This is a genomic window from Pigmentiphaga litoralis, from assembly GCF_013408655.1.
GTDB classification, from domain to species: domain Bacteria; phylum Pseudomonadota; class Gammaproteobacteria; order Burkholderiales; family Burkholderiaceae_B; genus Pigmentiphaga; species Pigmentiphaga litoralis_A.
Map to the genome: position 1 here is coordinate 1,010,112 of NZ_JACCBP010000001.1, position 11,562 is coordinate 1,021,673.

Genomic DNA, 11,562 nt, shown 5'->3' on the forward strand with positions numbered 1-11,562 from the left:
GCTAGCTGATCTTGGCTATCGACAGGTCGCCGTACCGCCCGATCGCCAGGAAGTCCTCGTCTTATGTCGTCCGTGTGTCCGCTTGCCGCGGGTATCGCCGTGTCTGCGCCCGTGCCCGCGCCTTTGTGCCCCTCCGGGATCCTGCTTGCCGCGACGCTGGATCACCTGGCCGATCATGGCTGGGCCGACCAGCCCCTGTTTTTGCCCTCCTTGCTCACAGCCGAGCTTGCCGCCGAATGCCGCCAGCGCGCGGATGACGGCAGCTTCCGGCCGGCTGGCGTGGGGATCGGCTCGGCGCGCGTGACGGTGCCGACCTTGCGGGGCGACCGGATTCTTTGGCTGGAACGGGGACTGTCGCCTGCCTGCGATGCGTATATGCAGGTCATGGACGGCGTGCGTGATGCGTTGAATGGCCAGTTCTTTCTGGGTCTGCGAGACTACGAAACGCACTTTGCCTGCTACGCGCCGGGCGCGGGATACGTGCGGCACCTGGATCGATTCCGGGACAACGATGCGCGGGTGGTGTCGGCTGTGCTGTATCTGAACGAAGGATGGTCGCTGGCGGATGGCGGCGCGCTGCGGCTGCATCCGCCGGGGTCGGCATCGATCGATGTGCAGCCCGATGCCGGACGGCTGGTTTTGTTCATGTCCGCCGACATGCCGCATGAAGTGCTGCCGTCCACCCGTGACCGCCTGTCGTTGGCCGGCTGGTTCCGCCAGGCGCCCAAGTAATGGCCGGCTGAAACAGCGGCGCCCACGGCCCGCCCGCGTGCAGGCCGACCCGTCAGATCGGTTTGAGCGCGCGGTGCGGCAAGGGCGGCAAGGTGACGGCTATCGGGTCGCCGGCATGAACTTCACCGCCCTGCAGCACGATGCTCATGACGCCGGCCTTGCGGATCACTTTCCCGTTTTCATCCGTCGTTTTGACCTGCGCCAGCAGGCCCGGCATGAAACGTTCGATCCAGACGCACGGGTTGCGCATGGCCGTGAGTTCCAGCACGACGTCGTTGCCGATGGCCAGCCGCGTGCCAACTGGCAGGTCTGCCAGGGTCATGCCTCGAGTCGTGATGTTTTCGCCCAACTGCCCGGCCGTGACCGGAAAGCCGGCCGCCTGCAGCGTGTCGTGCAGTTCGTCCGGGATCAGGTGGACCTGGCACAAATTGGGGGCGGTCGGATCGCGCTTGACGTGAAACCGGTGTTTGACGGTCACGCCCATGTGCGCGTCCCCTTCCACGCCCAGGCCTTCCAGGACACGGATGCTGAACTGGGTGGTCTTGCTGAAGCTATGGGTCGGGCTGAGATGGACGGCGTGAACGACAGCACCCATCATCAGACCCCGAACGCCGTCGCCAACGCGCCAAAGTCATCGACGATCACCTCCCAATCCTGCGCGGCCGCAAGATCGGTGGTCTGGTTCGGGCCATGTTCGGTCGGGCGCTTTACGAACGCGGTGCGGTAACCGCAGGCGCGTGCGGCAGCCAGATCGCCGTTGTGCGCGGCGACCAGGCACATTTGCGAGGGGTCGAGTCCCAGCACATCGGCCGTGCGCAGGTAGGCTTCGGGCGCCGGCTTATACGCCTGGGCCACTTCGGCGCCCAGAATGGCATCCCACGGCAGACCGCCCTGCTTCGCCATGTCCAGCATCAGCCGGATGTTGCCGTTGGACAGCGGCGCGATGATGTAGCGGCTTTTGAGGCGCCTCAGTCCGGCGACCGAATCGGGCCACGGCGCCAGTGCGTGCCACGCCAGATTCAGCGTGTTCAGCGCGTCGTCGGCAACGTCTTTTCGCTGGATGCCGAAGTCCGGCAGGATGGCCTCCAGGTTCTCGCGATGCAGCACGTCCAGCCGCACGAAGGGCCGCTTGCCTTGGCGCACATCGGCCATGGCGGGCGCATAGCGCTTGCGCCAGGCATCGGCAAATGCGTACGGATCGGCGGACGCCTGACCCTGGGCGGCCAGAAAAGTCGCCGCCTGGGCCGCCACGCCGCTACGCCAATCCACCACGGTTCCAAAAACATCGAACACCAACGCCTGCACAGTGGCGAGCGGGGAATGGGGCATGGCAGATCTCCTTGCGTGGGGTAAGACGTAAGCGTCAGTCCGACATCATAGGGCCTGACGACTGCGGGGCAGCCTCGGCGCGGACGGGGTTTCATGCTTAAATTCCCGGCAGCCCGGTCCGGGGGCCCTGCTGCTGTCGTTCCTCCCCCACCCTCCTCCTTTTTTCCTTGCCGCCCATGGAATCGCCTGTTGCCGCCGCACCCCGCACCCGGAATCGCCCGGGCCGCGCCCGCATCCTGGCCGCGATCCGCGACGCCGCGATCATTGAATTCAGTCAGCACGGGTTCAAGGGCGCGTCGACGCAGGCGATCGCGCAGCGCGCCGGGCTGACCAAACCGCAACTGCATTACTACATCGCCGGCAAGGACGAGCTGTACCAGCAACTGCTGCGTGAAGTGCTGGCAGGATGGTCCAACGTGTTCGTGGTCGACGGCCAGGAAGACGATCCGCGCGCCGTGCTGGTCCGGTACATTCGCGAAAAGGTGGATTATTCGCTCGACAATCCGATGTTGTCCCGACTGTTCACCCGCGAGCTGCTGGATGGCGGTCCCAACCTGGGCAGCTATTGGCCGGTCGCGTTGGCGTCGACACAGACCAAGATCGACCTGATCGAGCGCTGGGTGGCCGAAGGCAAGCTGCGCGCGCTGGACGCGCGCCTGCTGCTGATGCACATCTGGGCCATGACGCAGCATTACGCCGATTACGCGCTGCAAGTGCGGGTGATGCTGCAGGCGACAGGGCACGCCGAAGACGATGTGGCGAGTGATGCCGAAGGTGACGTCAGCCGGTCGGACCCGCCGGATAGGTCTCTTCCCCTGCCCCGCGATACGGTCGTGCGCGAAATCACTAATCTGGTGCTGCTCGGCTGCGGCCTCGCACCGCTGTAGCGCACCTGCGGGCCGTGCGAGGCCCGTGGCCCCGACGACAGCAGCAAGGCCTAGGATGGCACGGCGATTGCTTAATTTGACCGAACGATCAAATCAATCGGTCAGCGTTGCTCAGCCCAGGGTTGACCGCATGACCGGACCTGTCCAGGAACCGCCATGCCCGCAGATTCGTCCGCCTCACAGTCGCCCGCCTTCCGTACGATGCCCGTCGATGCGTCCCCCGTCGGCGCGTCCGCCTTCGATACGTCCGCCGTTGCCGCATCCGCCGCGGCCCTCCCCGGCTTGATCCCCGATCTGGATTGGGTCACCGACACGTCCCGGGTCGCTCGCCTGTCGCAGGATTTTGCGTGGTTCAGCCCGGTGCTGAAGCGGCAACTGGCCGACAAAAGCGCCGACATCGCTGTGCGGCCCCGGACCGAAGACGAACTGCGCAGGGTGGTCGCGGCATGCGCGGCGGCCAATGTGCCGATCACGATCCGCGGCAGCGGCACCGGCAATTACGGCCAGGCGATTCCCTTGCATGGCGGCGTCGTGCTCGACATGAGCGGCTACAACGGCTTTTGCTGGGCGCGCAATGGTGTCGGCCGCGCGCAGGCCGGCATCCGTCTGGCGCAATTTGACGAATACGCCCGCAAGTCCGGCCTGGAATTGCGCTGGCTGCCGTCCACCTTCCGCAGCGCGACGCTGGGCGGCCTGTTTGGCGGCGGATTTGGCGGTGCCGGGTCCATCACCTACGGCCCGCTGGCTGCGCCGGGCAATGTGCTCGGCATCAAGGTCATGACCGTGGAAGCCGAACCGCGCATCCTGGAATTGCGCGGCGCCGACGCCATGCTGCTGCATCACGCCTACGGCACGAACGGCATCGTGCTGGAAGTGGAAGTCGCCCTTGCCCCGGTGCAGTCCTGGATGGAATGCGTGGCGGTGTTCGACGGCTTTGATGAAGCCGTCGACTTTGCTGCCGCCGTGGCATCGGGGCCGGGCATGATCAAGAAGGAAATCTGCCTGCTGGCCGCGCCCATCCCCAGCTACATGACGGCGTTGGCCGATCACCTGCCTGACGGCTGCCACGCCGTGCTGCTGGTGCTGGCCGAATCATCGGAGCCGGGCATGCTGGGTCTGCTTGACGCATTTGGCGGTCGCATTACCTATCGCAAGTCGGCTGAAGACGTCATCGAATCCCGCAAGACCCTGATCGAATTCACGTGGAACCACACCACGCTGCACGCCATGAAGATCGACAAGTCGCTGACCTACATCCAGAGCGCGTTCGACCCGACACGTTATGTGCAGCAGATCAAGGACATCCACCGCGAACTGGACGGCGAGGTATTGATGCACCTGGAGTTCTTGCGGACCAAGGAAGGCGCGATCAATTGCAGCGGGCTGCAGCTGATCCGCTTTTCGACCGAGGAACGTCTGCAGGAACTGATGCAGATGCATCGCGATCGCGGAGTGCACATCAACAATCCGCATGTGTATGTGGTCGAGGATGGCAAGCAGGGCAAGCCGAACCCGGCCGTGCTGGCGAAGAAGGCGGACTTCGATCCGCAAGGATTGCTGAACCCGGGCAAGTTGCGGGCGTGGGAACAGCGCGCGACGCTGCTGGCGGAAGGTGCCATCTGACCATGTCCATGCTGCCCGTTCTGCCCGCCCGCACCCTGTCCATGACCACGCGCGACGGCGTGCGTCTGGACGCCGATGTATGGCAGCCCGCCACCGGCGGCCCCTACCCCGTCCTGTTGATGCGGCAAGCGTATGGACGCGGCGTGGCGTCCACCGTCTGCTATGCCCACCCGGCCTGGTATGCCGCGCATGGCTACGTCGTTGTGATCCAGGACATCCGCGGCCGCGGCACGTCCGAAGGCTTCTTCCGCATTGGTGAACATGAACGCGAAGACGGCATCGACACCATCGCCTGGGCTGCCCAGCTGCCAGGCACCACGGGCACCGTCGGCATGTACGGCTTTTCGTACCAGGCCTTCAACCAGCTGATCCTGGCGGGCGACGACTGCCCTGCCCTCAAAGCCATTGCCCCAGCCATGGGTCCCTGGCAAGGCCGCGAAGGGTGGAGCCATGTGAACGGCGCGCTGCGGCTGCAGGGCTCGCTGGGCTGGGCGACGCAGCTGGCGGCCGACACGGCGCGGCATGAAGGCATGACGCAGGCCTTTACCGAATTGATGGCCGCCTCGCGCGGGCTGCCGCTGTACGAAACGGTGCAGGCCCGGCCCGCGTATATGGAGCGGCATCGCGAGATCAGTCACTACCATCGGTGGATCGACACGCCGGCGGAGGATCCCTATTGGACGGGGCTATCCGCCGCGGCCCGCCTGCCGGAGATCGCGGCGCGCAAGCTGCCCATGTTGTTCATTGGCGGGTGGTACGACACATTTCTGGAACCCACGATTGAAGGCTTTCGCGCCGTCGCCAGTGCCGGCGTGCCGTCGCGGCTGGTCGTCGGGCCCTGGCTGCATTTTCCGTGGGTGCGCAAGGTGGGCGGCACGGACTTTGGACCGGCGGCCGATGGCGGCATGGATGAACTGCAAGTGCAATGGTTCGACCGGTGGCTGAAAGGCGCGGACAACGGCGTGGACCAGGCGAAGCCGATGCGCCTGTTCGACCTGGGCAGCAAAGCGTGGCGCGAGTTTGACGCGTGGCCTGATGCGCCGGTGGATTGGGTGCTGTCGACGTCAGGCAAGGCGTCGATCGACTCGGCCGATGGCAAGCTGCTTCGGGCGGAACCGATGGCTTTTGCTGTAGAAGCAATAGCGGGTGCTGACGTGCAGAGTGCTGAGGCCGCTTCCTGGATGGAGTCGGCGGCGGCATCGACAGCGGCACGGACCTCGGGGCCAACCACCGCCTATGTCGCCCACGATCCCTGGCGGCCGGTGCCTGCGTTTGGCGGCGCCTTTGGCGTGCCGAACGGACCCGCGGACCGATCCGGCATCGATGCGCGCGGCGACGTGCTGACGTTCACGACCGCGCCGCTGCCCTCCCCGTTGACGCTCGCCGGCGACGTCGTCGCGCGCCTGACCGTCACCAGCGACCGGCCGTCGTTCGACGTGTCATGCGTGCTGTCCCGGGTGACGCCTTCGGGCCAGTCGATTGCGTTGACGGACGGCTATCGGCACTTCCGGACGCCACCCGCGGATCCGCTGGTGGACGTGACGATGCAGTCGACATGCGTCACCGTGGCCGCAGGCGAGTCGCTGCGCCTATCCATTGCGGCATCCGCGTTCCCGGCCTATCCGGTCAACCCGGGCACCGGAGAAGATCCGACACGCGCCGCGTCCATCGACGCACAGGTCATCACGCTGGGGATCGCATGTGGAGGCGGCGCGACGTCGGTGTTGCGGGTGTCGAGGGCATAAGCGAATCAATGTTTGCCGGCATGCTCCGGATCCCCCCGCAGCATGCCGGCGAAACGATGCACATGCTGGAGCCCTTCGGCCACCAGGGTCATGCCGACCAACTCCGCGATGGGCAGCATGCCGATGCGGTAATGCGCTTGCAGAAACATAATCATGCCCGCCGCGATCGCCGCCTGCAGCAGGATGCGCACGACCCATCCCAGCACCTTGACCATCGCATGGGCGACGCGATCGCAGACCGACGTCGGCAGCGCGCCGTTATCCCCGGTCAGCAGATAGACCCACACACGGCGCCCAGCTCCGCGATGACTGTCTGCAGGCCCGCCACCGGCGTAATTTCTTGCCCAGCCGGCTGCCCCGATCCGCAGCCATCGCCAGCCTTGATGCACCCCGAACACGATGCAGATCACCAGCAGACCGGGTACCCACAGATGCGTCGATGGCAGCAGACTCCAGGACTCGTCCAGCCGGTACTGGTCCCCATAGGTGAGCAGATTGTCGAGCGCCATCGCATGCTGGTAGACGCCGGGCAGCGTTCCATGCACTGGCGTTTCGATCAGGTCGTTGTAGCCGGGGATCGCTGCGCCAACCAGGACATAACGGTCCCGGACAATCGCGGCCAGCTGGGCAGGTTCCATGCTGCCCACCTCCGCCATGGACAGGGTCTGATGATAGGGACACGGCCGCGGCGGCGGCGTCCGTCCCACCAGGCGCTGCAGGAAGCCAGGGAACCACATCGACGCCGCTGAAGGTGTCAGCGTGCAATGGCGCCACTCCCCGTCCGCAACCTGCCGCGCGGCGGCGTCGCCGGTGCGGATGGTGGCATTGTTGGCCGTCAGGGGCTCGGCAGGCGTAGCGCCCCACACCAGGGCCATGGCCGGCGGCGCTGGCCCGACCTTGCTGAGGGCCAAGGCAGGCACCAGCGTCGGATTGCGGGGATCGGTGCCTGGCGCCCGTGTCACCGCCGTCGCCATGGCGAACGCCGCGCTGCGGAACGCCGGCCGCGCCTGATCATTCGGGGGCTGGCTTTGCCATTCCTGATTGTGCAGGTAGCTGGCGACCGGATAGCTCCACACCAGGCGGTCGACGGGATCCAGGCTGATGGAGGCGCCCACCAATTCAAAACAGGGATCCCGCGGCTGGTCACGTGACGCCTGCCGGTCGCGTACTGCCTGAAGGTCCGCACGCACCTGCAGTTGCCCGGTCGTGGGCGACGGGATGCCGGCCAGGAATATCGGCACCTTATGTTGATTCCTGATCCGACATAAGGTCTGGCCAAGTTCGCTCAGCGTGCGATCCACTCTTGCCTGTCCGAACGTGATGTCGACCAGGATGCCGGCAGGCAGGTTCTTGTCGTCTGGCACGAGGCGGTCCAGCCAGTCGGCATGCTCGCCATAGGTCAGCGGCCACGGCGACCGGTTGGCTGCCAGGAACTGACTGTCGTACAGCACCACCAGAATCCGGTTGCGGGCTGCCGAGTCGTACGCCAGTCCGCTGATCGGGGCTTGCCCTCGGGCAAAGTAGCGCGTGACGGCCAGGCTGCCGCCGTTGATCTGGCTGCCGAGCGCCAATAACAGCAGCGAAATGACGACGAGCATGACGTAGGCGGTCACGAACTGAGTGGGCGTCCTGGCGGGCTCTGTTGCTTGCGGGATGGCATCGCGAAGCCAGCGACCGAAGTGCGTGCAGACAATTCCGTCCTCCACGTGGCGGGGAAGCGCACCGGGCGGATCGAAGCCCGAGGGAACGCCGTCCACGGCGGCGCTTGCCCGGGCAGGCACCCCGTCAGCCGGATGCTCGGCGCTCATCGCGTCTTGATGACCTGGTCGACGACCTGCCTTTCCTTGCGCAGGCGGTCCGCGTTGGCTGCGGTCTGCTCGGCCGGGCTGCTGGCGGCCTCGTTGCACGCCGCTGCCATGCCGGCAAAGCGTTTGGCGCAGCTTGCGGCCAGCGTTTTTGCCTGCGGCCACCCCTGCGTCTGGCCGGTAAACCGGATCGCTTCGGGCCACGCATCGCGTGCCGTGTCGAAGTAGGCAAAGCCGGTGTCCATCACACGTCTGGCTGCCGGATACTGCCGCGACGACTGCAGTTGCATGGCGCGTTCCAGGTACACGGCCCAGCTGCGGTCCGCGTCCGACGTCAAATTGGCATCCAGCACGGCGCCCGGGTCCTTTGCATTCACCGCGACGGCACGCGCAGGCTGCGCCAGCCGCGATTTGTACAGCGCCAGCAAGGGCAAGGCATGCCGCGCGGTCGGTTCGCTTGCAGCCTGCTGCGCCAACGCGGGTGCCTTGGGATCTTCCAGATTGGCCAGCGCCTGGGTCGCCAGCCGATAGTTGTTCAGGATGGTCGCGGTCTGGGGATCCGACTGCATCTGCTTCCACGGCGCGACGCGCCCTGCTGGATCTTCCCGCGTCGGCGGCAAGGCGTCGACCGACCTGGCCAAGGTGTCCATCCGCGCAGCGATATCCGGATGGCTGCTGTTGGCCGACTTCCACCACTGCCCCAACTGATCACGACTTTGCGCCACCCAGTTTCCGACGCTGGCCGACGCTTCCTTGATCGGCGCGTTCAGCGCACCGCTGTTTGGGACGACCTTGCGTGCCTGCTCCTGCATGACTCGTGCAGCGGTTGCCTGACCTGTTGGATCCTGCAGTTCCGCACGCAACGTTTTTTGCCTGGCCGCATTCTGCTCTTCCCAGCTCGCGATGCGTTCAAGCAGCGTCTTGAATCCGGCTTCGTAGCCGTAACCCAGCTTCAGGCTCAGGTTCAGTCCCAGATTGTCGGCCGCCGATTCCTGCGACCGGCCCCATGCCGAGGCAATCACGTCACGGCCCAGCGCGTAGCTGGTCGACAGCGTGTCGGTGTGGTTCCAGCCGCGCACCGGCTTTTCAATCAGGCCGACGGTGAAGGCGGCCTGTCCGGCCGCCTGATCGCCTTCCTGCACCGAGGCGTCAATTTGGTGATAGTGCAGATAGACATGGCTGAACTCATGGCTAAGCAGAGCAACGATTTCGTCTTCACTCTCTGCCGATGCCAGCCACATCTGGGAAAGGTAGATGTTTCCTGCCGACGTCACGTAGGCGTCCAGGGTGGGACTGCCAAGCACGTAGACCCGCCCAGGCCATTGCGGCACACCCGCCAGGGTCTTGATGCGGGCATGCAGGGCGTTCAGGTACGCCTCGGCATTCGGCATGCGCGCCAGTCCGTAGCCTCGGGCACGCTGGTTCATCACATCGGCATAGTTGTCGGGCCAGGTGCGGGCTTCGGGCGGCGGCAGCGCGCCCTGTACGGACGGCGCTGACGTGAGCTTGTCGGCGAACGGCAGGTTGGAAATTGCCTTCGGCATCGTTTCGCAAGCTGTCAGGATTGCCAGGGCCGACGTCAGCGTGATGCGCAGGGCCAGGCGATCGGGGCCGCGCGCGTGCAGACCCTCCTGGCCGCGCGCAACGCTGCCGGCGGTCATGGGCAATCCCTGGCAATGCCGGGCGTTGAAGCTTGATAGTGAGGTCGATTGCTGGCGACGCATACGGTGGCCGGAACATCGCGCCGGATCCGCAGCTGGCTGCTGCGCAGCCACATGTCGGTGCCCGCGCCGTCCTTGACCTTGACGTATCCGCCGCGGGATTCAAGGATTTCCATCGGGAAGGTGACGGCAGCCGTGTCCATCGCGTCGCGCCGTGCGTTGACATCCGCGTCGTCGAACCTGTCGAGCGTGGCTCGGCTGCTGGGGGCCGGACCAAGCACGTCTCCCTCTCCGGCCCAGCCGGGTGGCACCACCAGCAATTGCGCCGACACCGCCAGCGCTCCCCACACGCCTCGCCTCACCATTCGCCACATTGTGAACGTCCCCCCCGGGATGCGCGACGCGATGGAGTGAGACGCAGACGCACCGGACGATCCTAGTTGCCGGAAGGACGAGGTGCCATGCGCCAAAAGGACGAGGGCGCCGGCAGTCGTCGCCCCTGCGTCGTCAATCTGCGTCGTCACCCTGCGTCGTCACGCTTGGTAGCCCGCCCCGCGGGCTGGAGCGTGTAAGGTCATGGCTAGCCTTTCGCCTACGGAATTGCCATGACGCCCGAATCCCTTGTTCACACCACTGACCTGCTTGCGCAGCTGAACCGGGTCATCCAGGAAACGCTGCAGCATGCGGACAATTCGCAGCGCCCTCCCCCACGCGTGTTCATGGTCTACCTGGCAAGTTTCTTCCAGTACAACGTGGACCAGGGCGGCTTCGCGCAGCTCTTCTACAACGCGCGGGGGGAAAACCTGGCCGAGATCGATGACATGCTGCAAGAAGCCAAGGCGACGACTGCGCAGCAGAGTTATCACCAGGCTGTGGAGTTGTGCCTGAATGCCCAGCCGGCCTATCAGGAATTTCTGGCGTCGGACTTTGTGTCGGCCAGCGATCTCAAGAACGCCTTGCACGGGGTATCGATCGAATATTTTCGCCAGGGGTCATCGTTCCTGGCCGAGGCGGCGGACTTTATCGAAGCGTCGCGCGAACCGGTGGATGCGTGGGTGCGCAGTCAGGCGCCCGTGTAAAGGCGCGTTCTTGATCAGGTCACCTTCCGGAACGTGACGTTGAACCGGTGGCCCCCGACGTCAAGGTGATGCCCCTGGGCCAAGGGCGCGACGCCGTGGAAAACGAACCGCGACGGGCCGCCCCACACCACCACGTCGCCATGGGCCAGCCGGTAGCGCTGCGGCCGATCAGCGCGTTTCATGCCGCCAAACAGAAAGGTCGCGGGCAGTCCCAGCGATAGCGAGACGATCGGTGCGGCCGCGTCGCGCTCGTCCTTGTCCTGGTGCAGCGACATGCGTGCGCCGGGAATATAACGATTGATCAGGCAGGCATCGGGTTCGTAAGCCGGGTAGCCGGCGCGTTCGGCTGCATGGATTGCCAGCTTGCGCAGCCCCGACGGCATGGCCGGCCAGGGTTGGCCGGTTTGGGGATCAGTGGGTGAATACCGGTAGCCGCGCGCGTCGGACACCCAGCCCAAGGGGCCGCAGTTGGTCATGGCGACAGACATTTCGTGTCCGCCTGGCGTGACCATGTGGCGCAAGGGCGCGGCCTCGATCACGGAATGGATGGCGGCCAAAAGAGCCGTGGCGTCGGCCCGGGCAAAGCCAGGGAAGAGCCAGGCGCCGTCGGCCAGGGGCTGCGGGTTGCCCGGGGCGTCGGGCAAGGCGTCGAAGAGGTCGCTGGTCATGAACGTGCTGCCCTGTCGGCTTCACCCTTGGCG

General features: G+C 65.7%; 11 protein-coding genes. 5 read left to right on the plus strand and 6 right to left on the minus strand.

Translation table 11 applies throughout. The features are described from left to right. Positions 1-63 precede the first annotated feature (63 nt). Entirely contained in the window at positions 64-732 is a 669-nt protein-coding gene (locus tag HD883_RS04445) for a 2OG-Fe(II) oxygenase (protein WP_179587643.1), read from the plus strand. Positions 733-784: 52 nt separating this feature from the next. Here the strand turns inward: HD883_RS04445 and HD883_RS04450 are convergent, their stop codons facing one another. Continuing rightward, the gene (locus tag HD883_RS04450; protein ID WP_179587642.1) at positions 785-1,327 is read right to left on the minus strand and encodes an MOSC domain-containing protein; all 543 of its coding nucleotides are present in this window, start codon (positions 1,325-1,327) and stop codon (positions 785-787) included. Positions 1,328-1,329: 2 nt separating this feature from the next. Beyond that, positions 1,330-2,061: a haloacid dehalogenase type II gene (locus HD883_RS04455; RefSeq protein WP_179587641.1), complete on the minus strand. Its 732-nt coding sequence runs from the start codon at positions 2,059-2,061 to the stop codon at positions 1,330-1,332. Positions 2,062-2,237: 176 nt separating this feature from the next. Here HD883_RS04455 and HD883_RS04460 point away from each other — a divergent pair, with 176 nt between their 5' ends. From HD883_RS04460 to HD883_RS04470, 3 genes are all read left to right on the plus strand, one after another. Continuing rightward, a complete protein-coding gene (locus HD883_RS04460) occupies positions 2,238-2,948 on the plus strand; it encodes a TetR family transcriptional regulator C-terminal domain-containing protein (protein ID WP_179587640.1) in 711 nt (236 codons plus the stop codon). A 201-nt stretch (positions 2,949-3,149) separates the two neighbouring features. After that, positions 3,150-4,571: an FAD-binding oxidoreductase gene (locus HD883_RS04465; RefSeq protein WP_179588738.1), complete on the plus strand. Its 1,422-nt coding sequence runs from the start codon at positions 3,150-3,152 to the stop codon at positions 4,569-4,571. Between the two features lie 2 nt (positions 4,572-4,573). Next, positions 4,574-6,316, plus strand: a complete 1,743-nt coding sequence (locus HD883_RS04470) for a CocE/NonD family hydrolase (protein ID WP_218863241.1) — start codon at positions 4,574-4,576, stop codon at positions 6,314-6,316. A gap of 5 nt (positions 6,317-6,321) precedes the next feature. Here HD883_RS04470 and HD883_RS04475 read toward each other — a convergent pair whose 3' ends face one another. The 3 genes from HD883_RS04475 to HD883_RS04485 form a co-directional block, all read right to left on the minus strand. Continuing rightward, positions 6,322-7,929 carry a CHASE2 domain-containing protein gene (locus tag HD883_RS04475; protein WP_179587639.1) on the minus strand — a complete coding sequence of 536 codons (1,608 nt, stop codon included), beginning with the start codon at positions 7,927-7,929 and terminating at the stop codon, positions 6,322-6,324. Between the two features lie 191 nt (positions 7,930-8,120). Beyond that, positions 8,121-9,782 carry a M48 family metalloprotease gene (locus HD883_RS04480; RefSeq protein ID WP_179587638.1) on the minus strand — a complete coding sequence of 554 codons (1,662 nt, stop codon included), beginning with the start codon at positions 9,780-9,782 and terminating at the stop codon, positions 8,121-8,123. Beyond that, positions 9,779-10,132, minus strand: a complete 354-nt coding sequence (locus tag HD883_RS04485) for a hypothetical protein (protein ID WP_179587637.1) — start codon at positions 10,130-10,132, stop codon at positions 9,779-9,781. The genes HD883_RS04480 and HD883_RS04485 overlap by 4 nt, the downstream gene beginning before the upstream one ends. Positions 10,133-10,387: 255 nt before the next feature. On the opposite strand from HD883_RS04485, the gene HD883_RS04490 reads away from it, so the two are divergent. After that, positions 10,388-10,861 carry a DMP19 family protein gene (locus HD883_RS04490; RefSeq protein ID WP_179587636.1) on the plus strand — a complete coding sequence of 158 codons (474 nt, stop codon included), beginning with the start codon at positions 10,388-10,390 and terminating at the stop codon, positions 10,859-10,861. Between the two features lie 14 nt (positions 10,862-10,875). Here HD883_RS04490 and alkB read toward each other — a convergent pair whose 3' ends face one another. After that, positions 10,876-11,529, minus strand: coding sequence for a DNA oxidative demethylase AlkB (gene alkB, locus HD883_RS04495; protein ID WP_179587635.1), 654 nt, complete (start codon positions 11,527-11,529; stop codon positions 10,876-10,878). Between the last annotated feature and the right edge of the window lie 33 nt (positions 11,530-11,562).